This window comes from Pantoea sp. XAF26B01_ASV70, assembly GCF_054512635.1.
The window spans coordinates 2,312,976-2,334,355 of record NZ_CM137251.1 but is presented as its reverse complement, the minus strand read 5'-3'; the positions used below and the strand labels follow the sequence as shown (position 1 = coordinate 2,334,355).

General features: G+C 56.4%; 24 protein-coding genes. 8 read left to right on the top strand and 16 right to left on the bottom strand.

What is annotated here, in order from left to right; genetic code table 11:
- The first annotated feature begins 119 nt into the window (after window positions 1-119).
- The 3 genes from ACX8ZY_RS10895 (at window position 120) to ACX8ZY_RS10885 (ending at window position 1,482) form a co-directional block, all read left to right on the top strand.
- Window positions 120-395, top strand: a complete 276-nt coding sequence (locus tag ACX8ZY_RS10895; RefSeq protein ID WP_033767133.1) for a hypothetical protein — start codon at window positions 120-122, stop codon at window positions 393-395.
- A 186-nt stretch (window positions 396-581) separates the two neighbouring features.
- A complete protein-coding gene (locus tag ACX8ZY_RS10890; protein ID WP_033771678.1) occupies window positions 582-1,196 on the top strand; it encodes a TetR/AcrR family transcriptional regulator in 615 nt (204 codons plus the stop codon).
- A 40-nt stretch (window positions 1,197-1,236) separates the two neighbouring features.
- Window positions 1,237-1,482, top strand: a complete 246-nt coding sequence (locus tag ACX8ZY_RS10885; protein WP_158131732.1) for a hypothetical protein — start codon at window positions 1,237-1,239, stop codon at window positions 1,480-1,482.
- A gap of 254 nt (window positions 1,483-1,736) precedes the next feature.
- Here the strand turns inward: ACX8ZY_RS10885 and ACX8ZY_RS10880 are convergent, their stop codons facing one another.
- The 4 genes from ACX8ZY_RS10880 to ACX8ZY_RS10865 form a co-directional block, all read right to left on the bottom strand.
- Window positions 1,737-2,009, bottom strand: coding sequence for a hypothetical protein (locus ACX8ZY_RS10880; protein WP_010670065.1), 273 nt, complete (start codon window positions 2,007-2,009; stop codon window positions 1,737-1,739).
- Between the two features lie 443 nt (window positions 2,010-2,452).
- Window positions 2,453-2,683 (bottom strand): YgdI/YgdR family lipoprotein, encoded by a 231-nt coding sequence (locus ACX8ZY_RS10875; RefSeq protein ID WP_010245445.1) that lies wholly within the window; start codon window positions 2,681-2,683, stop codon window positions 2,453-2,455.
- 15 nt (window positions 2,684-2,698) lie between these two features.
- Window positions 2,699-2,932 carry a YgdI/YgdR family lipoprotein gene (locus ACX8ZY_RS10870; RefSeq protein WP_010245442.1) on the bottom strand — a complete coding sequence of 78 codons (234 nt, stop codon included), beginning with the start codon at window positions 2,930-2,932 and terminating at the stop codon, window positions 2,699-2,701.
- Between the two features lie 367 nt (window positions 2,933-3,299).
- The gene (locus ACX8ZY_RS10865; protein ID WP_003848989.1) at window positions 3,300-3,503 is read right to left on the bottom strand and encodes a hypothetical protein; all 204 of its coding nucleotides are present in this window, start codon (window positions 3,501-3,503) and stop codon (window positions 3,300-3,302) included.
- Between the two features lie 189 nt (window positions 3,504-3,692).
- On the opposite strand from ACX8ZY_RS10865, the gene ACX8ZY_RS10860 reads away from it, so the two are divergent.
- The 4 genes from ACX8ZY_RS10860 (at window position 3,693) to pdxY (ending at window position 7,022) form a co-directional block, all read left to right on the top strand.
- The gene (locus ACX8ZY_RS10860) at window positions 3,693-4,007 is read left to right on the top strand and encodes an MliC family protein (RefSeq protein ID WP_010245432.1); all 315 of its coding nucleotides are present in this window, start codon (window positions 3,693-3,695) and stop codon (window positions 4,005-4,007) included.
- A 25-nt stretch (window positions 4,008-4,032) separates the two neighbouring features.
- Window positions 4,033-4,689, top strand: a complete 657-nt coding sequence (gene pdxH, locus ACX8ZY_RS10855) for a pyridoxamine 5'-phosphate oxidase (protein ID WP_010245431.1) — start codon at window positions 4,033-4,035, stop codon at window positions 4,687-4,689.
- A 140-nt stretch (window positions 4,690-4,829) separates the two neighbouring features.
- Complete coding sequence (gene tyrS, locus ACX8ZY_RS10850) at window positions 4,830-6,104, top strand: tyrosine--tRNA ligase (RefSeq protein WP_122888918.1); 1,275 nt, start codon at window positions 4,830-4,832, stop codon at window positions 6,102-6,104.
- A 57-nt stretch (window positions 6,105-6,161) separates the two neighbouring features.
- On the top strand, window positions 6,162-7,022 hold the full coding sequence (pdxY, locus tag ACX8ZY_RS10845) for a pyridoxal kinase PdxY (protein ID WP_010245428.1): 861 nt from the start codon (window positions 6,162-6,164) through the stop codon (window positions 7,020-7,022).
- Between the two features lie 32 nt (window positions 7,023-7,054).
- Here pdxY and gstA read toward each other — a convergent pair whose 3' ends face one another.
- Window positions 7,055-7,660, bottom strand: a complete 606-nt coding sequence (gene gstA, locus ACX8ZY_RS10840) for a glutathione transferase GstA (RefSeq protein WP_010670069.1) — start codon at window positions 7,658-7,660, stop codon at window positions 7,055-7,057.
- A 151-nt stretch (window positions 7,661-7,811) separates the two neighbouring features.
- Window positions 7,812-9,308, bottom strand: coding sequence for a dipeptide/tripeptide permease DtpA (gene dtpA, locus ACX8ZY_RS10835; protein ID WP_010245419.1), 1,497 nt, complete (start codon window positions 9,306-9,308; stop codon window positions 7,812-7,814).
- A gap of 669 nt (window positions 9,309-9,977) precedes the next feature.
- On the opposite strand from dtpA, the gene ACX8ZY_RS10830 reads away from it, so the two are divergent.
- A complete protein-coding gene (locus ACX8ZY_RS10830) occupies window positions 9,978-10,673 on the top strand; it encodes a CTP synthase C-terminal region-related (seleno)protein (RefSeq protein ID WP_010670071.1) in 696 nt (231 codons plus the stop codon).
- 39 nt (window positions 10,674-10,712) lie between these two features.
- On the opposite strand, the gene ACX8ZY_RS10825 is transcribed toward ACX8ZY_RS10830, so the two are convergent.
- From ACX8ZY_RS10825 to rsxA, 10 genes are all read right to left on the bottom strand, one after another.
- Complete coding sequence (locus ACX8ZY_RS10825; RefSeq protein ID WP_010670072.1) at window positions 10,713-12,056, bottom strand: enolase C-terminal domain-like protein; 1,344 nt, start codon at window positions 12,054-12,056, stop codon at window positions 10,713-10,715.
- Complete coding sequence (locus ACX8ZY_RS10820; RefSeq protein ID WP_033771684.1) at window positions 12,034-13,377, bottom strand: MFS transporter; 1,344 nt, start codon at window positions 13,375-13,377, stop codon at window positions 12,034-12,036. Before ACX8ZY_RS10820 ends, ACX8ZY_RS10825 begins: the two co-directional genes overlap by 23 nt.
- A 257-nt stretch (window positions 13,378-13,634) precedes the next feature.
- Entirely contained in the window at window positions 13,635-14,354 is a 720-nt protein-coding gene (locus ACX8ZY_RS10815; protein ID WP_010670074.1) for an HPP family protein, read from the bottom strand.
- A 207-nt stretch (window positions 14,355-14,561) separates the two neighbouring features.
- Window positions 14,562-15,194: an endonuclease III gene (gene nth / locus ACX8ZY_RS10810; protein WP_010245402.1), complete on the bottom strand. Its 633-nt coding sequence runs from the start codon at window positions 15,192-15,194 to the stop codon at window positions 14,562-14,564.
- Complete coding sequence (locus ACX8ZY_RS10805) at window positions 15,191-15,895, bottom strand: electron transport complex subunit E (RefSeq protein WP_010245400.1); 705 nt, start codon at window positions 15,893-15,895, stop codon at window positions 15,191-15,193. The genes nth and ACX8ZY_RS10805 overlap by 4 nt, the downstream gene beginning before the upstream one ends.
- On the bottom strand, window positions 15,888-16,520 hold the full coding sequence (rsxG, locus tag ACX8ZY_RS10800; RefSeq protein WP_421664955.1) for an electron transport complex subunit RsxG: 633 nt from the start codon (window positions 16,518-16,520) through the stop codon (window positions 15,888-15,890). The genes ACX8ZY_RS10805 and rsxG overlap by 8 nt, the downstream gene beginning before the upstream one ends.
- Before the next feature lie 3 nt (window positions 16,521-16,523).
- On the bottom strand, window positions 16,524-17,582 hold the full coding sequence (rsxD, locus tag ACX8ZY_RS10795; protein ID WP_010245395.1) for an electron transport complex subunit RsxD: 1,059 nt from the start codon (window positions 17,580-17,582) through the stop codon (window positions 16,524-16,526).
- Complete coding sequence (gene rsxC / locus ACX8ZY_RS10790) at window positions 17,583-20,153, bottom strand: electron transport complex subunit RsxC (RefSeq protein ID WP_421664954.1); 2,571 nt, start codon at window positions 20,151-20,153, stop codon at window positions 17,583-17,585.
- Complete coding sequence (gene rsxB / locus ACX8ZY_RS10785; RefSeq protein ID WP_010245386.1) at window positions 20,146-20,724, bottom strand: electron transport complex subunit RsxB; 579 nt, start codon at window positions 20,722-20,724, stop codon at window positions 20,146-20,148. The genes rsxC and rsxB overlap by 8 nt, the downstream gene beginning before the upstream one ends.
- Complete coding sequence (gene rsxA / locus ACX8ZY_RS10780; RefSeq protein WP_003853423.1) at window positions 20,724-21,305, bottom strand: electron transport complex subunit RsxA; 582 nt, start codon at window positions 21,303-21,305, stop codon at window positions 20,724-20,726. Before rsxA ends, rsxB begins: the two co-directional genes overlap by 1 nt.
- Between the last annotated feature and the right edge of the window lie 75 nt (window positions 21,306-21,380).

The following is a 21,380-nucleotide window of genomic DNA, read 5'->3' as shown; positions in this document are numbered from 1 at the left end:
CGCGGCCTCTGCTAAAAGCTTTTTTTATCACGCGATTAAAGTGGCAGGAAGTTATGCTTTGCCTGACCCGATGAGTAGTTTTTCATCGGGTAATTTAAGCAAATTACCAGGTAAATATAATGGATTTCAGGCAGTTTGAAGCCAGAGTGATGCTCTGGCCCGCAATACATTTCACAGCAATCATAAAATCCCGCCATCATGACGAATATGAGATTTATGCGATCGACGATAACAGCAATATAAAAACCCGACTCTTTCTATGTTTTGCTGACAATGAAAACCACGCCAGCCTGCTTATTAAGCAATTTACGTTATGGCTGATAAAAATAAACGCGCTGAAGCGCAGCCAGCAGCGGGAAAAAGGCCGCACAGAGACAACATCCTTATCTGAATGAACCGCGTCCGGCTTGCACCGCAGACCAGACTGCGGCTGGTCAGACAGCGGCGAATCATACTAACGCGTCCGGGAAATAACGGGCCGTCTGCGCGTGACGGGTGGCGGACGGCCTGGCTTGTTACCCGCGCCTGGGATAGAATCGCCATTGATTTTGACAGCAACACACCTCCCCAGGCCGGTAACAATGACCACGACAGCCACAACGTATAAAAACAAAGAGCGGGGACGCCCCAGAGAGTTCGGGATCGAACAGGCTCTGGATCACGCCATGATCGTTTTCCGGCAAAAAGGGTATCATGCGGCCTCAATGAACGATCTGGGTGAGGCGATGCATCTCTCCGCAGGCAGCATCTATAAGGCGTTTAAAGATAAGCGCTCGCTCTTCCTGCTGGTATTCGAACGCTATCTGTTGCTGAGAAATAGTGAGTTGCACCGTCGTCTGGCACCCTGTGCCAGCGGGCGGGGGAAAATAACCGAGCTATTGCAATTCTACCTGGATTCGGCACGTGCCACCGAGGGTCGTTGCGGCTGTCTGGTCGTCTCCAGCGCGATTGCGCTGCAGACGATGGATCAGCCACTCGCGCAGCGCATTGATGAGGTCGTTCAGCGTAATCAACGCTTCCTGGTCTCGCTGCTGGAGCTGGGACAACAGGATGGATCTATCGATAACACGCTGGACAGCGAGGCGGCAGCCGGTTTAATTCTCTGTATTGCTTTTGGATTGCGGGTGGCAGGTAAGGTCAGCGATGTGACTAACGAAGAAAAGACGCTGGCGCTGGCATTGAAAGTACTGGGGTAACCAGGCAAGGCCGCTCAATCAGTAAACAGACTTCCCGGACATGGGCTTCCAGACAGAGAAATTCTGCACTTTCCTTTCCCCCCATCTGATTATGTGCCAGGCTTTCACGCTTTATCCTGTAGCGAAGAAAATTAAGGCGCGTTTCGTGAAAACCTCAATCTTACTGACACTTGTGGCAGCCATTGGCTGTTCTGTTTTTGCTGCCCGTGGTGGGTTTGAAACCCCTACAGCGAAACATCCAAAAACGCTGCAGGTGACTGAAAACGGGGAGCCGCTGACGCGCTGACCGTGACGGCAGGTGGAGAGAAGCCGACGAAGGCCGGTTAATGGCCAGATGGCAGGCCGATGAGTGCAGAGCAATAGCACTCATCAATCTGCGTGGAAGCCGTTTCAGGCGGACGCAGGAGCCGGGTGCAGAGCGTTGCAATGTACGTTCTGGCCGACATGCACTATTCCACTGCCACGCTGTCCCAGCGTCTCTGGCGGTGAGGCCAGGCGCGCGCCCGGCACCCAAAATAAACAGCAATGACCCGCACATAACTAACGATAATCTTTAAGGGAAACCGGTGCCTGTCCGGTCTCGACCAGCCAGTTTAATTCGGCACGGTCACGCGTTGAGGATTCGATAAAACCTTTGAGCCAGTTGCGCGCATCGGCAATCTGCGTGACCCGCTCATCGTTGCGCTCCTGTTCGGCCATTTCGCTCAGCTGGCGAATCAGTGCTACCAGCGTAATCTCCTGTTCGTCAAAAGCCAGATTAATTGCAGCTTCACCAAGAATCATATGACCCGTTGTTTTGTCGTGATAAACCATCTGCACCCTCCTGATTAAGTAGCGATATAAAGAGTCTAGTTAAAGGCGCTCTGGACTAAAAGGTGGGAAACAGCAGGGCGCTATGATTAAAATTTACCGAAAATAAAGTGAACCTTTAATCGAGGCGGTAAACCACTCATATCAAAGCATAAAAACAGGCTGAGGTTTTTTGTGAGAAATAAGATGAGCTATTATGCTGGTTAAAAAAGCTGGGAGTTGCCGGAAATTCAGATAAGGGCGGAACAGCGCATTTCGTTATCAGATTATTATCTGCACCACTATCCGCACGGTTGCCTGCCATATTATGGCCACGCCGTAGCGGATATTTCTGATTTATAAACCACCGGGGAATAAAACCAGGACTGTGCACCACTTCGTGCCAGGCGCAGACAAAAATAAAGCCGCCCATGGGCGGCTTTATTCATTGGGTAACAGCGATCGGATTATTTCTTCGGTACTTCAGAGACCGCTTTAACGTCCGCTTTATTAATCTGCTGCTTCACGCCATTTGCATCGGTATAAGCCAGCAGGCCGGCATCCGATTCAGAAGGCTTGCCATCACTAATAATGGTGCGTCCATCGTTAGTCTGAATCGCATAACTGGTACGGGTGCAGCCGGTTAATACGGTCATACCAATCAATGCGGCGAGAGGTAAAATCAGCGCTTTTTTCATCTTATTCACCTTATATTAGTTGTCGAGTTCACTCATATTACTGATCTCATTACGATTGATCTGCTCAGTTTTTCCTGTCTGAGCATCGCGGTAAGAAACCAGACCAGTATCTGAATCAATCTGCGGTTTGCCATCGGTGACAATCGTGCGGCCATCGGTGGTCTTAATCGACTGGTTTGAGGCACAACCTGCCAGCGTACCTAAAGAGAGAGCCAGCAACGCAATGGCTGACAGGGATTTCATTTTCATTTTTTCTGCTCCATGAAGTATATCCGAACGTTTACAGCATAGTCGGCTTTATCAGGTTTGCTGGCCCTGTCGCGTCTCGCTGCCTGTTTTTTAAACAAAACCGGAGTGTGTGGTGCTGATTAGGGGGTATGACGACGTGAAATAGCATTTATTGCAAATGTACCCAGCCGTTCTGTGCCATTTCAGCAGAGGATGCGCTGTATCGAAATAAGATCGATGCTGATGCGGGAAATAAGCACGGCAGCCAGAGCGGATATTTCCGTAAAAGCCAGAATAGCGGTGCGGAAATAGTCAGCATGTGGGTGAATGTCTGGCGGGATTCACAGGTCCGATACCCTGAAGGCTATCGGACCTGTGGAGAAGGGGATCAGAGGATGGAGTCTTCGCCCGCTTTGGCGGCCGCTTTTTCTGCTTTCATGGCGCTGACCGGGTCTGATGCGCTCAGCCAGCGGTCAAATTTCTGGTAGGTGTCGATAAAGGTTTTAAAGTAGCTGCTGGCGATGGTGGCATTCTCTTTGTGGTTCATAAACGCCACTGCCAGCTTAAATGCATCTTCGTTATCAAATTTCATGTTTGTCCTCCTCGCTTAAGATCTATAGAGCGTAGCCTGAGAACGCGGCCTGTGCCTTCAGACAACCGTCTGAAAAGGCGCAATAATTCAGCCTGACTGACAGCATCTGCCAGATTGGCGTGGATTCCCACTTACTTCGCGCCCAATCCTTCTTATAATGCCAGCTTCACTCGTGAAGGAGACCCGCTTATGTTGAAAGGATTAACCGTTGCCGCGGTGCTACTGCTGTCAGGCTGTAGCCTGATGCATAAACAGCCGCCGTCGCCGCAGACCCTGCACTATCGCTGCGGAACCATGCCCCTGACCGTGACGCTGGACGAGGCGCAGCAGCAGGTCAGTTTCATCATGGATGGGCAGCCTCTGACGCTGAAGCAGACGGTATCCGCTTCCGGCGCACGCTACAGCGATAACACCTATGTGTTCTGGTCCAAAGGAAACGGCGCATTTATCGAACGTAACGATAAAATTGTCGTGAATGATTGTGAGCTGCAACCTGCCAGCTGACTTGTTATCTGAATAGGCGAGCATTATGAGCGACAGCGAAACGCTACACACCATTGCCCATCTGCGGCGTGAATATACCCGCGGTGGATTGCGTCGTAAGGATCTGCCGGACGATCCGATCGCGCTGTTTGAACAGTGGCTAAGCCAGGCCTGTGAGGCAAAACTGCCCGATCCTACCGCCATGACCGTGGCAACCGTGGATGAGCAGGGCCAGCCGTGGCAGCGTATCGTGCTGCTGAAGCACTACGATGCGCAGGGCATGGTGTTTTACACCAACCTCGGCAGCCGTAAGGCGCTGCAGCTGGCGCACAATCCGCGCATCTCTCTGCACTTCCCGTGGCACTATCTGGAGCGTCAGGTGATGGTGCTGGGTGAAGTGGAAAAACTGTCGCCCCTCGAGGTGCTGAAATATTTCCACAGTCGTCCGCGCGACAGTCAGATTGGTGCCTGGGTGTCGAAGCAGTCAAGCCGTATTTCGGCACGCGGTATTCTGGAAGGAAAGTTCCTGGAGCTTAAACAGAAGTTCCAGCAGGGCGAAGTGCCGCTGCCCAGCTTCTGGGGTGGCTACCGGGTGAAATTTCACACGATGGAGTTCTGGCAGGGTGGCGAACATCGTCTGCACGATCGTTTCATCTATCAGCGCGATCACGACGGCTGGAAAATCGACCGTCTGGCACCCTGAATCTGCACGATTCGCCCCTATCAGCGCTGGCACAGAAAGCGTCAGCGCTTTATGCTATAGCCCTGATTTTTTTCGATTCCGCAACTCAGCGGAAAGCTGTGTACCAGCATAGGTGCAGTCTGATCAATTTGGAGTCAGTAATGACCAGCAGTAACCTGATACAACAATTGCAGGAGAGGGGCCTAATCGCCCAGGTGACGGATGAAGACGCGTTAACAGAGAAACTGGCGCAGGGGCCAATTTCGCTCTATTGCGGCTTTGACCCCACTGCTGACAGCTTGCATTTGGGCCATCTGGTACCGCTGCTCTGCCTGAAGCGTTTTCAGGATGCCGGCCACAAGCCGGTGGCGCTGGTCGGTGGTGCAACCGGCCTGATTGGTGACCCGAGCTTCAAAGCCGCAGAGCGTAAACTTAATACCAGTGAAACCGTCAACGAATGGGTTGAAAAGATCCGCCAGCAGGTGGCGCCATTCCTCGACTTCGATTGCGGCAGCAACAGCGCCATCGCTGCCAACAACTACGACTGGTTTGGCGGCATGAACGTGCTGACCTTCCTGCGTGATATCGGCAAGCACTTCTCCGTTAACCAGATGATCAACAAAGAAGCGGTGAAGCAGCGTCTGAACCGTGACGATCAGGGCATCTCCTTTACCGAGTTCTCCTATAATCTGCTGCAGGGCTATGACTTCGCCTGTCTGAACGAGCTGCACGGTGTGTCCCTGCAGATTGGTGGTTCTGATCAGTGGGGCAACATCACCTCCGGTATCGATCTGACCCGTCGTCTGCATCAGAACCAGGTCTTTGGCCTGACCGTTCCGCTGATCACCAAGTCTGACGGCACCAAATTCGGTAAAACCGAAGGCGGCGCAGTCTGGCTGGATGCGAAGAAAACCAGCCCGTACAAGTTCTATCAGTTCTGGATCAACACCGCAGATGCTGACGTCTATCGCTTCCTGAAGTTCTTCACCTTCCTGAGCATGGAAGAGATCAACGCGCTGGAAGAAGAGGACAAAAACAGCGGTACCGCGCCACGTGCGCAGTACGTGCTGGCTGAGCAGGTGACGCGTCTGGTGCATGGCGAAGCCGGTCTGTCGGCGGCGAAACGCATTACTGCCAGCCTCTTCTCCGGATCCGTGAGCGAAATGACCGAAGCCGATTTTGAACAGCTGGCGCAGGATGGTATGCCAACTATCGTGCTGGGCACTGACGATGATCTGCAGCAGGCGCTGGTGAAAGCAGAGCTGGTGCCGTCCCGTGGCCAGGCGCGCACCATGATCGGCTCCAATGCCGTTTCACTGAACGGTGAAAAGCAGTCCGATGCGGAATACCGCTTCAGCGACAGTGACAAACTGTTTAACCGCTATACGCTGCTGCGTCGCGGCAAGAAACATTACTGCCTGATTAACTGGCAGTAAGATTTCAGGGCCGGTTTCCGGCCCTTTTTTTATGGCAAGGCAGGACAGGGCAAACAAGTGAAAAATATTTTAGCGATTCAGTCGCACGTTGTTTTTGGTCACGCCGGTAACGCGGCGGCTGAGTTTCCGATGCGCCGTATGGGCGCAAACGTCTGGCCGCTGAATACCGTGCAGTTTTCCAACCATACGCAATATGGCCACTGGACCGGCACGGTGATGCCTGCAACGCATTTAACCGACATTGTTAAAGGCATTGCTGACATCGACCGCCTGAAGACCTGTGACGCGGTCCTGAGCGGATATCTGGGCTCGGCAGAGCAGGGCGAGCAGATTCTGCAGATTGTCCGTCAGGTCAAAGCGGCCAACCCGAATGCCTGGTACTTCTGCGATCCGGTCATGGGCCATCCGGAGAAAGGCTGCATCGTGGCGCCGGGTGTGGCGGAGTTTCACTGTAAAATGGCGATGCCTGCCAGCGACATTATCGCCCCGAACCTGCTTGAACTGGAGATGCTGAGCGAGCGCACCGTCACGGACGTCGACGCGGCGGTAGACGCTGCGCGGGCACTGATTGCCCAGGGACCACGCGTGGTGCTGGTGAAGCATCTGGCGCGTGCGGGTCGTCGCAGCGATCGCTTTGAAATGCTGCTGGTGACGGCGGAAGATGCCTGGCACATCAGCCGTCCGCTGGTCGATTTCGGTGTCCGTCAGCCGGTCGGCGTGGGCGATCTCACCAGCGGTCTGCTGCTGGTGAATCTGCTGCACGGCAAATCATTGCAGGATGCGCTGGAGCATGTCACCGCAGCGGTATACGAGGTGATGCTGAAAACCCATCAGATGGGCGAATATGAACTGCAGCTGGTGGCGGCACAGGATGCCATCGCCACGCCGACGCAGCACTTCGCGGCAGAAAAACTGTAACGCATCAGGGCCGGATAACCGGCCCTGTTGACTCAGGCTAAGCCTTCCGCTTTAAGCGCCGCCTGCACCGCAGGACGTTCCGCGACACGATCAAACCACGCGCCCAGCGCCGTAAAGCCGGATAAATCCAGTCCCAGCGCTTTTGCCCAGCGCGTCACCACAAACAGATAGGCATCCGCCACGCTGAAATGCAGCCCCATCAGCCACTGTTTGTCGCGCAGTGACTCATCGACATAGCGGAATTTTGCTTCCAGCTGGTTGCGGGTCTCCGCTTTCACCTCATCGGAGTAACCGGGACGAAACAGTGGCCCAAAGCTTTTATGCAGCTCACTGCCGATGTAGCTGAGCCACTCCACGGTGTGATAACGCGTCAGGCTGCCAACCGGTGCCAGCAGATGGCGATCGGGCTTAAGATCCGCCAGGTACTGAACAATGGCGACGCCTTCCGTCAGCACAGAACCGTCGCTGAGCTGCAGCGCGGGCACCTGGCCTTTAGGATTGATTTGGCGGAAGTCATCGCCCCGTTCAGTGATTTTTGTGGCCAGATCAACACTCACCTGAGTGAAGTCGAGTCCGCATTCACGCATAACAATATGGGGTGAGAGAGAGCAGGCACCCGCTTTGCAAAACAGTTTCATGACCAGGTACTCCTTGTTGCAATGGGATCCTTGCATAGTAAAGAGTCAAAGCGGGATTACCAGTGACAAAGATCAGGGATCTGCGAAGGGCGTTGCGGCAAGCCATAAAAAAAGCCGGGCAGAGCCCGGCTTAGCTGAAGTGCAGCGTGAATTACGCCTGCACGTTATTTTTTTTCGCGTCAGGATCCTGCGCCATGCGGTTCAGCATCGGCGCCGTAATCAGCATCAGCAGGGCGATCACCGCCGTCACGATACCAATCTGCTGGAATACGCGGCTGTAGGTCGCCAGCGAAATCAGTGGATCGGTAACGTTTTCAGGCACGGCCATCAGGTTTGCCACTTTACCGGCAATCACCGCCGCGCCAGCGGTAGTCAGGAACCAGGAACCCATGATAAAGCCCATCAGACGCTGAGGCACCAGCTGTGCCACCATCGCCAGGCCGAGGCCAGAGATCATCAGCTCACCGATACTCTGCAGCGCATAGCTCAGGATCAGCCAGTTAACGGAAACGATACCGGCATCGCTGGCGAACTTCGCACCCACCGGCAGCACCAGGAACGCAGCGGAGCAGAGCACCATACCAAAGGCAAACTTGTGCGGCATCGGCAGTTTATCGCCCAGCTTGTTATAGAGCGCCGCCAGCAGCGGACTGGCCAGCATAATCCAGAACGGGTTCAGCGCCTGGAACTGCTCGGGGGCAAAAGTAATGCCGAGAATGGTGTGCTCAACGTTGCGGATAGCAAAGAAGTTGAGTGACGTTGGCATCTGCATATAAAGCACGAAGAACAGAATCGCTTCGACCATCAGCAGGAAGGCAACAATCATCTTACGACGTGCCGCACCCTGCAGTGCAAAGGCCTCTTTGGCAAACACCAGCACGATACCCAGGGCAATCACCGCCAGCACCAGTCGTGCGATAGACTGGTGATGCAGCATCCAGTTGGCCAGTGCGATCAGTACGACGATGCCGACCAGCGTCATCAGCAGTTTTCCGATCTGCAACGGAGCGAAATCGGGTTTAGAACCGTAATCCTTAACCATGCGTTTGCAGAACAGGAAGTTAAACAGGGTGATGATCAGACCGATAACGCACAGTGAGAAGGCTACGCTATAACCATATTTCGCCGCTAACCACGGTGTCAGCATCATTGAGAAGAGTGAACCGATGTTGATCGACATATAGAACATGGTGAAAGCACCGTCGAGACGCGGATCATCTTTGTCATAGCAGGTAGAGAGCAGCGAAGAGGGGTTTGCCTTAAACAGGCCGCTACCCACCGCGATGGTCGCCATACCGATGTAGACAATGCTGACGTTATGACCGGAGAACGCCACCAGCGCATAGCCCAGCGCCAGCACCAGGACACCCAGCACGATGACGCGTTTGGTACCCAGCACCTTATCACCGAGCCAGCCGCCAATCGCGACCAGGCCATACACCAGCGCACTGAATGAAGAGAACAGGGTAATGGAGTCTGATTCAGACAACCCCAGTTGCTTCACCAGGTAAACCGCCATAATGGCCTGCAGGCCATAGAAGCCAAAACGTTCCCATAACTCAATCGAGAAGATTAAGTAGAACGCCTTCGGCTGTTTAAACGCATTGAGACTGACAGCCTCATCAGTGTGTTTGTTTGCAGTTGACACATGTACCTCAGTTTTTTCATACCCTGTTTCGGGACAGGAATTAAGTCCGCGTCATGTGAGTTTTCCATGCGCAAGATTGTTATTAGAAGGGAAAAGCGGCGACTAATTTGGCTGATTACGGGCGGCAGGGCAAGAATTTTCTGACAACCCGCCCGACCCTGGAATGTTGGGTTAAAAAACTTATAGCAAACTGTTAATTGGTTTTTAATTTTGAGTGTAGTGAAAATAGCAGCGCATAAACGCTGGATAAGCGCCTCGCACTGGAGAGTATTAACATTAACTGCTAATGCGCGGTTAACCAGATAAATAGTTTGCTGAATGATAATCAGGCAGCACTAATGGCAGGTTGCTGGTTAATTCACAGTCAATCTGCCGAATTATTGGACATTACACGCCTGGCATTGCCGCAAAAAACGTCAAATGATGATCCTGTGCACAAACAGATGATTTATTTCAGAAAGGAAAAAAAGAAACCGGTTGCGTCGTCTCGTCTGACGCGGGAGCTGAGGGGGCTCGCAGGCGCAGGCAAGATAAAAATCAGCTCAGCCTGCCGGTGAAAAGCCGCCCGTGCGTGTTAAAAAACGTATCGCGATAATCCGCTTTCAGCTCGCCCTCGACAGAAAATTAACATTACTGTAACCTCTCCATTTCCCCGAGAAGGATCTGTTTATGTCGTCCCCCCTGCGTTTATCTCTGGTTGGTGACTACCGCGCCGATGCGGTTGCCCATCAGGCTATCCCCCTTGCTATTGAACGTGCTGCCCGCTGGCTGAATATCACCGCTGAAGCGGAGTGGATCGCCACTGACCGACTGGATGAGTCAGAACTGCAACTCAGCGACGCCGTCTGGGTGGTGCCCGGTAGCCCCTATCGAAATGATGCCGGCGTGTTTGACACACTCCGCTGGGTGCGTGAAACCGGAAAGCCTTTTCTTGGCTCCTGCGGTGGATTCCAGTATGCGCTGATCGAATATGCGCGCAACGTACTGGGCTGGCAGGATGCCAGTCATGCCGAGACAGACACCGAGGGAAGGATGGTGATTGCCCCGCTGAGCTGCTCGCTGGTGGAACAGCGCGGCGCGGTGAGGTTCGGACCCGGGTCACGCATTGCCAGAGCCTATGGCGCGCTGGAGAGTGATGAAGGTTATCACTGTAACTTTGGTGTTAACCCGGAATTCAGTGCAGCGCTGGGCGATAATACGCTGCGCATTACTGCCTGGGACAACGCGGGCGATGTGCGTGGCGTCGAGCTACCGGATCACCCATTCTATGTCGCCACGCTGTTTCAGTCGGAACGCGCCGCACTGCAGGACAAAGATTCTCCGCTGGTGATTGCCTGGATGCAGGCGGCGCTGGCGCAACGCTAAACGCAATCATCCTGTGACACTGTCACAGGATGATGTGTATCAGCGCAGCATGGCCGGACGTTTTGCGTTAAAGGACCAGTTATCGATCAGAAACTGCATGCCCAGCGCATCGTTTCGGTTTTTGTCCGGTAGGGAGTTGTAGAGCGCATGTGCCGCTTCAACCCGCTCCATATTCAGGGTAATCCCCAGCCCTGGCCCCTCTGGCAGTTCCAGATAACCATCCCGAATCTGCGGCGCACGCTGCGTCAGCTGCTGCCCATCCTGCCAGATCCAGTGGGTATCAAAGGCGGTCAGGCGATCACCGGGTGCGGCGGCCCCCAGATGCGCCACCATCGCCAGCGACACGTCAAAGTGGTTGTTTGAGTGGCAGCCGGTGGTCAGGCCCCACTCATGGCAGAGCTGCGCCACGGTGTGTGCGTTACGCATCGTCCAGAAGTGTGGGTCGGCCAGAGGAATGTCGATGGCATTCAGCTGCAGCGCATGCTGCAACTGTCGCCAGTCATTGGCGATCATATTCGTGGCAACCGGAATGCCGGTGGCCCGCCTGAATTCTGCCAGCGTTTCCCGACCGGAATAGCCATGCTCCGCGCCGCAGGGATCTTCCAGATAGGGGATGCGGCCCGCCAGCTGTTTGCCATAATAAATGGCCTCATCCAGCGACCAGCTGGCGTTGGGATCAACCGTTACCCGGGCCTGCGGGAAGCGCGCCAGCAGGGCGTTGACCGTCTCCACTTCCACTTCGCCGTGATGCACACCGCCCTTGAGTTTGAAATCGCGGAAGCCATAGCGATCCGCTGCCGCCTCCGCCAGCCGCACCACGCCTTCCGCGTCCATCGCTTTCTCATGACGCAGTTGCAGCCAGGCATCACCACCCGCGTGGCCCGCCTGATAGTTCATGCTGGTCAGATTACGGTCGGCGATATAGAACAGATAGCCAAGGACCGGCACCCGATCGCGCTGCTTGCCGCTGGCAAGTAACTCGGCAACCGGCAGATTCAGGTGCTGTCCCAGCAGATCAAGCAGCGCCGCTTCAATCGCCGCGGTGGCGTTGTAAAACTTCTCCGGGTTCATCTGCGGAATATGAATGTCGTCGGTATGCGCGGTCTGCTGGTGCCGTGCATCGCTGGCAAACAGCGTGGCGATGGTGGCATTCAGCCGCAGGAGTTCGCTGCCCTCAATCTGCGGACGAAAGCGCTCAAGCAGCGCCAGCGTTGAAGCGTGACAGGGACTTTCGCCGACGCCGGTACGGCCAGCCGAGTCAGTCAGGATCACCAGGATACGGGTAAAGTAGCAGTTGTGTGCGCCGCCAATGTTCAGCAGCATGCTGTCATATCCGGCGACCGGCACTACCCGCATTGTTTTAATGACTGGACTGTCTGACATGTTGATTCTCCATAGGATCAAGGGAAGGCGGGGATGGCTTGCGGCGCAGCAGCAGCCACAGCCCGGTCAGCAGCGAGACGCTGGTCAGGGCATAGAGACCGCCGGTAGTAGAGCCGGTCTTCATCTCCAGATAGCCAAACACCGTCGGTGCGAAGAAGCCGCCAAGGTTGCCAACGGAATTCACCAGCGCAATGCCGGGCGCGACAATCGAGGCGGGCAGCTCTCCCTGTGGCATCGGCCAGAAAAAGGTCGCGCTGACTTTCGAGCCGATACAGGCCACGATCATCGCCAGGAAGCCAAACCACGGGGAACCCAGCGTGGCCATAAAGGTGCCGCAGGCCGCGACCAGCATGGCGACACCCAGCGCTTTATCGAGTTTGTCGCGGTGGCGGTCTGAAAAGCGGCTCAGCAGATTAATAGCAATAATGGCGCACAGCCAGGGCACGGCGGTGAGAATGCCGATGCCAAAACTGCTGAAGCCCTGAATGCGCTGAATAATCTGCGGCAGCCAGAACACCAGCGTATAGCCGGTCATAGTCATAGTGAAAAAGATCGCGCAGAAGAACAGCAGGCTGCGATTACGTAGCAGCGACATTTTGCCTGGCTCGCGGTTAAGCTCGTCACGCTGCGCCTCTTCATTCTGCAGCTGCTGCACCAGCGCCTGTTTCTCCGCGGCACTCAGCCAGCGCGCCTCGCCAGGTCGTGACACCAGCACCCAGGCGGCGAGAATGCCGACCAGCACCGACGCACCGCCTTCGAGAAACATCACCCACTTCCAGCCAGCAATCCCCAGGAAATTGTGCATCATCAGAATCGCGCCGGTGATGGGGCCGGAGAAGAGAAAGGCACCAGCGGTGGCACTCAGCACCATCGCGGTGGCGCGGCCGCGCCAGGCATTGGGCACCCACTGACGGAAATAGAACAGCACGCCAGGAAAGAAGCCTGCTTCCGCTACGCCAAGTAAAAAACGCAGCAGGTAAAACTGGATCGGTGAGGTGACGAAACCGGTCAGGACCACCACCAGTCCCCAGGTTATCATGATGCGCGTCAGCCAGACGCGGGCGCCGAAGCGCTTCATCATCAGGTTGCTCGGCACCTCAAACAGCGCATAGCCGATAAAAAAGAGGCCCGCGCCCAGCCCAAAAGCCGCCGCGCTGATCCCGGCATCGGTGTGCAACTCCGCTTTGATAAAGCCAATATTGGCGCGGTCAATCTGGTTAATGATCAGCATCACCACCAGCATCGGGATGATATGGGTGAAGAACTTTTTGATGGCGGAGGCGATCAGCTCATCGTGCTGCGGGGACAAGGCGCTATCCATCGGTCTTCCTCATGAGAAACGTAAAGAAGAGCAAAGTGTAGGGCGCTGAAAAGGCCAGCTCTATGGGCATCCGCCCAGGAGCCGATGGGCGTACGGCCTGGACGGTTGTGTTATCAGTATGTTACGGAGTGGCGTGGGCGAAGCGGCAGAGTAAAACTGTGGCAGCGATCAACTTCTCAGGACCAGGGTTGAGGGGAGACCTGAATGCCAGAAGTCGCGCCGACAGTGAAAGATGTAACAGTGCGGGCAGACAGGTTTCAGCCACTGAACTGACGGCGCTGGGCAATCTCTTCAGCACGCAGCAGCAGCGCCTGCAAATCATCCTCGTCAATATCCAGCAGTTCACCGTCCTGTAAAGCCTGATGCAGATCCGCACGCGTCAGCGGGACCGGCATGGCTACCGGATCGGGTTTAACTTCTTCCGGGGCCAGCGGATGCGGATAGCGACGACCGGCCAGATTATTAAACAGCAGAGCCAGCAGGGCCAGGGTCAGTGAGTTGAGCAGGATCGGCGTCAGGACAAAGTGATATCCAAGCTGCTGCACCGAAGGGCCGCCCAGAATAGCGGTCAGCGCAACGGCACCGCCGGGCGGATGCAGACAGCGCAGCTGGAACATTAACAGGATCGCCACACAGGCTGCGACGCCGCAGGCAAGGGCAGGATCCGGGATCAGCTGGCTGACGGTAACGCCCGCCAGCGCTGACAGGCTGTTGCCGCCGACGATTGCCCACGGCTGAGCCAGCGGACTGGCGGGCAAACCAAAGAGTAAAACCGCCGAGGCACCGACCGGCGCGACAAACCACAGGTTCAGTTCGCCCAGCACCCAGTGGCTCAGCAGGCTGGTCAGGATCAAGCCGATACCGGCACCCAGTCCGGCGATCACCACATGCTTTTTACTCACTGCCAGCGGATGTGGCCAGAGGCGCGCCAGAAACAGGCGCAGAGGATGGCTTCCGGCAGAAGCGCTTTTGTTCATTACTTTACTCACTGTGTCATAACATTTTCTTATCGTCAGGGGCGGCGATTTTCCATCATCAACATCAATGTAACAACCCGACAAACTGTACTGTTATTCGTACGAACAGGGAGAGCAGCGAAAAGGGGGATCGGGCAGGAGACGCGTTAGCAGAAGTGATCGCCGGATAATAAAAAACCCGCCGCAGCGGGTCTTTCATCAGTGCAATCACTCGACTTTGTCGGGATACTCGCAGAGATCTTCAATCAGGCAGGAGCCACAGCGGGGTTTACGCGCTACGCAGGTGTAGCGACCGTGCAGAATCAGCCAGTGATGGCAATCAACCTTATACGCCGCCGGAACCACCTTCAGCAGCTTCTGCTCCACCTCTTCCACATTCTTACCCGGCGCAAATTTCGTCCGGTTGCTGACGCGAAAGATATGAGTATCGACGGCAATCGTCGGCCAGCCAAAGGCGGTGTTGAGCACCACATTGGCGGTTTTACGGCCGACACCGGGCAGGGCTTCCAGTGCCGCACGATCTTCCGGCACTTCGCCGTTGTGCTGCTCAAGCAGAATGCGGCAGGTTTTAATCACATTTTCCGCTTTGCTGTTAAACAGGCCGATGGTTTTAATGTACTCCTTCACGCCATCCACACCCAGCGCCAGCATCGCGGCAGGCGTATTGGCCACCGGATAGAGCTTTGCGGTGGCTTTGTTCACGCTGACATCGGTCGCCTGCGCCGAGAGCAGCACCGCGATCAGCAACTCAAACGGCGTGCTGAAGTTGAGTTCGGTGGTCGGATGCGGATTATTCTGCTGCAGCCGACGGAGAATTTCGGTGCGTTTGGTCTGATTCACACCGGTTTCCCGACAGCGTCCTGAGGCGGCGCGGTTTCAGCCGCCTGAGCACGCAGTGCTGCCCGCTGTTTCATCTTCTGATCGATCAGATATTTTCCGGCCAGCATCATGCCCAGGCCGATAAAGGCGCCTGGCGGCAGCATCGCCAGCAACATTGGCGAGTCGAAATGGACCACTTCGATACGCAGCGACTTCGCCCAGGGACCGAGCAGCTGGTCGGCACCGTTAAACAGCGTGCCACTGCCGATAATTTCGCGCAGCGATCCCAGCACCACCATGGCGCAGGTCGCGCCCATGCCGATGGCGAAGCCATCCAGCGCGGCAAGCGGGATGCTGCTTTTAGAGGCGACGGCTTCAGCACGGCCAACCACGATGCAGTTGGTCACGATCAGCGGGATAAAAATCCCAAGCGACTGATAAAGACCATAGGCATAGGCATTGATCAGCATCTGTACGCAGCTCACCACCGAGGCGATGATCATCACATAAATCGGGATACGAATTTCCGATGGCACCCAGCGGCGCGAGGCGGAAATAAAACTGTTGGTCAGGGTCAGCACCAGCGTGGTCGCCAGACCTAAACCCAGCGCGTTGGTGGCGGTTGCCGTGACCGCCAGCAGCGGACAGAGGCCCAGCAGCTGCACCAGCGCTGAGTTGTTCTTCCATAATCCACCAACCAGCAGGCTTTTAGCTTCACTCATTTGCGTCTCCACATACCGGTAACGAAGAGAGTCTCTCCGGAAGCGTTTTCATTAACAGCGCGGTGCGTTTGGTCGCATTGACCACCGCGCGTGGGGTAATGGTGGCACCGGTGAACTGATCGAATTCACCGCCATCTTTTTTAACCGCAAAAGCTTTATCCGCCGGACCATGAACCATTTTGCCATTAAAGCTGTTGATCCAGTCAGAGATACGCAGTTCGATCTTATCCCCCAGACCGGGCGTTTCGTGGTGTTCAATCACCCGCACGCCCAATACTTTACCCTGGAAATCGGCACCGACCAGCATCTGTATCGCACCAGAATAGCCGTCAGGTGCAGTCGTCTCCAGCGCAGCCGCGACCGGCTGGCCGCCTTTACGCGCCAGGAAGAGATGATGCGGCGCACTGTTGCCCAGCGCTGCATCCGTGACAACGTAACAGTCCTGCTGGATGTTGTTGTCATAAAGCTCAACAGGCACCACCTGGTCCAGCAGGTTTTTCTGCTGCAACAGGGTCTGATGTTCCACCGTCGGCTTGGTTACGGTATTCACCACTGCCGTGGCGGCGGTAGTGATCGCGGCAAAAATCGCCAGCGTTACCCCGTTTTTGCGAATTGTCTCCAGCATCGCTTAATCCTTCTGATGGCCGTAAACGCGCGGCTGGGTGTAGTAATCGATGAGCGGCACACAGATGTTCGCCAGCAGCACAGCAAACGCTACGCCATCGGGATAACCGCCAAAACTGCGGATCAGCCAGACCAGTAGTCCAATCAGCGCGCCATACACCAGGCGGCCACGGTTGGTGGTTGAAGCGGTCACCGGATCGGTGGCAATGAAGAACGCACCCAGCATGGTGGCACCGGAGAAAAGATGAATCAGCGGGCTGTTCAGCGATTCTGGTGAGAAGAACCAGCCCAGCGTCGCGCAGAAGGCCAGTGACAGCAGCATGGCGGCAGGGACATGCCAGCGGATAGCATTTTTCCACAACAGGAACAGGCCGCCGGCCAGATAACCCACGTTAACCCACTGCCAGCCGAGGCCCGCCAGCACGCCGCTGTAAATCGGCTGCGCCAGCAGATGTTCAGCACTGTGACCCGCGCGTAAACCAGTTTTAAACGTATCAAGCGGCGTCGCCTGGCTGATGCCATCAACACCCATCTGTAGCTGCTGCATGGTTTCACCCGCCAGCGTGTGGCCCCGGAACACCATGCTCAGGCTGTCCATCAGCCCGGGTTTGATCGCCTGAAGCGTATCGGGCGGCAACCAGCTGGTCATCTGCACCGGGAAGGAGATGAGCAGGACCACATAGCCGACCATCGCCGGGTTAAACGGATTCTGGCCCAGTCCGCCATAGAGCTGCTTCGCAATGACGACAGCAAACAGGGTACCGATCACCACCAGCCACCACGGCGCCAGCGGCGGCAGGCTGATACCGATCAGGACGGCGGTCAGCAGCGCCGAGTTATCTGCCAGCGTGCTGGCAACGGGCGCTTTGCGCAGTCGCAGAATCGCTGCCTCTGTCAGCCAGGCGGTCAGCGTCGCCAGTAAGACCTGTAAAAAGGTGCCGTAGCCAAAGAAATAACACTGTGCAGCAAAACCTGGCACCGCGGCCAGCACCACCAGCAGCATGATATTGCCGGTGCTGCGGCGATTATGGGTGTAAGGAGAACTTGCGATACGAAAAGCCATTTAATCCTCAAGCGTCGTAGACGACTGCGCTTTACGCGCTTTGGCACGGGCGATGGCGGCAGCAATAGCGGCCTTGCGCGCATCATCGGGTTGATTCAGTTCAGGTGCCTGTTCAGGTTCTGCATTGGCGTTGTTTGCCTGCTCCTGGGCCTGCTCCGCTTTATCCACCGCAAAATGCGCGGCGGTGGCCAGTGCTGCGGCATCACGTGAAGCGGCATCCGCCTCACTTTCCGCCTGTGCGGCTTTCTTCGCTTTGGCACGGGCGATAGCGGCCTGAACCGCGGCTTTACGCGGATCGGTCTCAGCGGCGGCATCTGGCGCAGCCTCTGCAGCGCTGTCGCCTGCGGCCTGTGCCTCGGCGTTTTCAGCCTGTGCGGCTTTCTTCGCTTTGGCGCGGGCGATAGCGGCCTGAACCGCGGCTTTACGCGGATCGGTCTCAGCGGCGGCGTCTGTCGCGGCTTCTGCAGTTTTGTCGGTTGCGGCCTGCGGTGCCTCGGCGCCTTCAGCCTGTGCGGCTTTCTTCGCTTTGGCGCGGGCGATGGCGGCCTGAACCGCGGCTTTACGCGGATCGGTCTCAGCGGCGGCGTCCGGCGCAGCCTCTGCAGCGCTGTCGGTTGCGGCCTTCGGTGCCTCGGCGTTTTCCGCCTGAGCGGCTTTCTTCGCTTTGGCGCGGGCGATGGCGGCCTGAACCGCGGCTTTACGCGGATCGGTTTCAGCGGCGGCTGGCGCAGCCTCTGCAGCGCTGTCGGTTGCGGCCTGCGGTGCCTCGGCGTTTTCTGCCTGTGCGGTTTTTTTCGCTTTGGCGCGGGCGATAGCGGCTTCTACTGCCGCTTTACGCGGATCGACACTGGCCTCAGCCTGGTTATCCGCCGCCTCAATCGGCACTGTTTTCTTCGCTTTCGCCCGGGCAATAGCCGCTTCAACCGCCGCTTTACGCGGATCGACGGTCTGACGCGTCACCGGCTGGGTTTCAGCCTGCGCCTCGGCCTGACGCAGACGCGCCTGCGCATGGCGGGCTTCACGCTGGGCTTCAAGCGTTGCCTCATCCGGTTCGGCCGTCTGGCGGGCTTTCACCCGCGCTTTGGCCGCAGCCAGTTCGCTGGTATCGGTGCGGGCAACGCGTTGCTTCGCCTCTTCATGACGCGCTTCACGAGCCTGCTTTTCACGCTCCAGTCGCGCCTGGCGTGCTTCGAAGCGTGCTTTGGCTTCCAGCGTGCGTTTCGCTTCCAGATCGATGGCGCGCAGTTCCGCTTTTTCCTGACGGTAATATTGCACCAGCGGAATGTTGCTCGGGCAGACATAGGCGCAGGCACCACATTCGATGCAGTCATCAATATGGTGAGCGCGCGCTTTATCGTGATCGCCGCCCTGGCTGTACCAGTAAAGCTGCTGCGGCAGCAGTTTGGCCGGACAGGCATCGGCACAGGCTGAACAGCGAATGCAGGACTGCTCTTCGTCGTTGTTGCCCATTTCACTGGCAGATGGAGCCAGAATACAGTTGGTGATCTTCACCACTGGCACATCCAGCGATGGCAGAGTAAAGCCCATCAGCGGACCGCCCATGATCACCATCTGACGCGGTGCAGGCGTGAACCCGACCTGGTGTAACAGATGGCTGATCGGGGTGCCGAGACGACTCCAGACGTTACGCGGCTGGGCAATCGCCTCGCCGGTCAGCGTCACAACGCGTTCGGTGATCGGTTCACCATTGATAATGGCCCGCTTAACCGCCCAGGCGGTGCCGACGTTCTGCATCAGCACGCCGATATCGGAGGAACGCCCGCCGTGCGGCACTTCCTTCCCGGTCAGGATGCGGGTCAACTGCTTGGCACCGCCGGAGGGATATTTGGTCGGGATGACCCGGATGTGCAGATTACGCTCGCTACCCAGCGCCTGCTTCAGTGCGGCAATGGCTTCAGGCTTGTTATCTTCAATGCCAATCAGCACCTGTTCAGCTTGTAACACCCAGGCGAGAATACGGCTGCCTTCCAGGACTTCGGCAGCGTAGTCCTGCATCAGACGATCGTCAGCGGTGATATAAGGTTCACACTCCGCCGCGTTAATAATCAGGGTTTTAACCCCGCGCAGGCCGCCCTTCAGTTTGGTGGCGGTGGGGAAACCCGCGCCGCCGAGACCGGCGATGCCGGCGTCGTGAATGCGCTGAACAATGTCGGCGCGCGGATGCTGACGGTAGTCAGGCAGCGGATCCAGGGGCATCCAGCGGTCGTCGCCATCTGGCGTCAGGAAAATGCAAAGCTCAGAGAGACCGGAAGGGTGCGCGGTCATATGCTGACCGATATCTTCAATCACGCCGGAGGTGGGCGCATGGACTGGCAGCATGCGGCCAGTGCCAAATGTCAGAGGCTGACCGCGCAGCACTTTGTCGCCAGGCGCAACGCAGATCTCACCTTCATGTCCGATATGCTGTTTCAGTGGGATAATAAAACGGTGCGGCAACGGCAGTTCGGAGAGCGGCGTGCCGTTGGACTGGGTTTTCATTTCCGGCGGATGAATACCACCCTGAAAATCCCAGACCTTCTCTTTTTTCAGGAAGTTAAACAGATTAAGCATGAGTTTCTACCGGGATCACCCGTACAGGAATGGTATTTAAATCCCACTTCCAGTTAGCTGGCGTGGTGGCAACCGGACGCATTTCAATACAGTCAGTCGGGCAGGGCGCGACACAGAGATCGCAGCCGGTGCAGACATCGCTCAGCACGGTGTGCATGGCGCGGGTTGCCCCGACAATCGCATCCACCGGACAGGCCTGAATACATTTGGTGCAGCCAATGCAGTTGGCTTCATCAATAAACGCCACGGTGCGCACCGGCTCTTTCGCCGTTTCATCGCCATCAATCGGCTGCGGTTCAACGTTAAGCAGGGCTGCCAGCTTGAGCATGGTCTGCTCACCACCTGGCGCGCATTTATTGATCGCTTCACCATTGTTACCGACCGCATCCGCATAGGGTCGACAACCCGGATAGCCACACTGACCGCACTGGCTCTGCGGCAGAATGGCATCAATCTGCTCAACGATAGGATCTTCTTCGACCTCAAAGCGGCGCGAGGCGTAACCCAGCAGCGCGCCGAACACCAGGCTCAGCGCACTTAATACGGCAACAGCAATCCAGATCGCGGTCATCAGAATTTCACCAGACCGCTGAAGCCCATAAACGCCAGCGCCATCAGGCCCGCGGTAATCAGGGCGATGGAGTTGCCTTTAAACGGGGCAGGAACATTGGCCAGCACCAGCCGCTCGCGCATACCGGCGAACAGCACCATCACCAGCGAGAAGCCGATAGAGGCACTGAAACCATACAGCGCGGCCTGCATAAAGGTGTGGTTAAGGTTGACGCTCAGCAGAGGTACGCCCAGCACCGCACAGTTGGTGGTGATCAGCGGCAGAAAGATACCCAGCAGACGATAGAGCGACGGGCTGGTTTTACGCACCACCATTTCGGTGAACTGCACCACGACGGCGATCACCAGGATATAGGCCATGGTACGCAGATAGACCAGATCCAGCGGCAGCAGGATCAGATGATTGACCAGCCAGGCGCAGATCGAGGCCAGGGTAATGACGAATGTCGTGGCGAGGCCCATGCCAATCGCCGTTTCCAGTTTTTTGGAAACGCCCATAAAAGGACACAGGCCGAGAAACTTCACTAATACGAAGTTATTCACCAGCACGGTGCCAACAAAGAGAAGCAGATAATCGGTCATTTTTTCGCCTGGGAGCCAGAAAGCGGCTTATTATCATTGATAGCGCGGCGTATCTCAACACCTGCGCCATCTGCT

Excerpts from the sequence above, each read along its gene's own strand:
- ACX8ZY_RS10895 (WP_033767133.1), top strand. The coding sequence starts at position 120 with ATGGATTTCAGGCAGTTTGAAGCCAGAGTGATGCTCTGGCCCGCAATA.
- ACX8ZY_RS10890 (WP_033771678.1), top strand. The coding sequence starts at position 582 with ATGACCACGACAGCCACAACGTATAAAAACAAAGAGCGGGGACGCCCC.
- ACX8ZY_RS10885 (WP_158131732.1), top strand. The coding sequence starts at position 1,237 with ATGGGCTTCCAGACAGAGAAATTCTGCACTTTCCTTTCCCCCCATCTG.
- ACX8ZY_RS10880 (WP_010670065.1), bottom strand. The coding sequence starts at position 2,009 with ATGGTTTATCACGACAAAACAACGGGTCATATGATTCTTGGTGAAGCT.
- ACX8ZY_RS10875 (WP_010245445.1), bottom strand. The coding sequence starts at position 2,683 with ATGAAAAAAGCGCTGATTTTACCTCTCGCCGCATTGATTGGTATGACC.
- ACX8ZY_RS10870 (WP_010245442.1), bottom strand. The coding sequence starts at position 2,932 with ATGAAAATGAAATCCCTGTCAGCCATTGCGTTGCTGGCTCTCTCTTTA.
- ACX8ZY_RS10865 (WP_003848989.1), bottom strand. The coding sequence starts at position 3,503 with ATGAAATTTGATAACGAAGATGCATTTAAGCTGGCAGTGGCGTTTATG.
- ACX8ZY_RS10860 (WP_010245432.1), top strand. The coding sequence starts at position 3,693 with ATGTTGAAAGGATTAACCGTTGCCGCGGTGCTACTGCTGTCAGGCTGT.
- pdxH (WP_010245431.1), top strand. The coding sequence starts at position 4,033 with ATGAGCGACAGCGAAACGCTACACACCATTGCCCATCTGCGGCGTGAA.
- tyrS (WP_122888918.1), top strand. The coding sequence starts at position 4,830 with ATGACCAGCAGTAACCTGATACAACAATTGCAGGAGAGGGGCCTAATC.
- gstA (WP_010670069.1), bottom strand. The coding sequence starts at position 7,660 with ATGAAACTGTTTTGCAAAGCGGGTGCCTGCTCTCTCTCACCCCATATT.
- ACX8ZY_RS10830 (WP_010670071.1), top strand. The coding sequence starts at position 9,978 with ATGTCGTCCCCCCTGCGTTTATCTCTGGTTGGTGACTACCGCGCCGAT.
- ACX8ZY_RS10825 (WP_010670072.1), bottom strand. The coding sequence starts at position 12,056 with ATGTCAGACAGTCCAGTCATTAAAACAATGCGGGTAGTGCCGGTCGCC.
- ACX8ZY_RS10820 (WP_033771684.1), bottom strand. The coding sequence starts at position 13,377 with ATGGATAGCGCCTTGTCCCCGCAGCACGATGAGCTGATCGCCTCCGCC.
- ACX8ZY_RS10815 (WP_010670074.1), bottom strand. The coding sequence starts at position 14,354 with ATGAACAAAAGCGCTTCTGCCGGAAGCCATCCTCTGCGCCTGTTTCTG.
- ACX8ZY_RS10805 (WP_010245400.1), bottom strand. The coding sequence starts at position 15,895 with ATGAGTGAAGCTAAAAGCCTGCTGGTTGGTGGATTATGGAAGAACAAC.
- rsxG (WP_421664955.1), bottom strand. The coding sequence starts at position 16,520 with ATGCTGGAGACAATTCGCAAAAACGGGGTAACGCTGGCGATTTTTGCC.
- rsxD (WP_010245395.1), bottom strand. The coding sequence starts at position 17,582 with ATGGCTTTTCGTATCGCAAGTTCTCCTTACACCCATAATCGCCGCAGC.
- rsxC (WP_421664954.1), bottom strand. The coding sequence starts at position 20,153 with ATGCTTAATCTGTTTAACTTCCTGAAAAAAGAGAAGGTCTGGGATTTT.
- rsxB (WP_010245386.1), bottom strand. The coding sequence starts at position 20,724 with ATGACCGCGATCTGGATTGCTGTTGCCGTATTAAGTGCGCTGAGCCTG.
- rsxA (WP_003853423.1), bottom strand. The coding sequence starts at position 21,305 with ATGACCGATTATCTGCTTCTCTTTGTTGGCACCGTGCTGGTGAATAAC.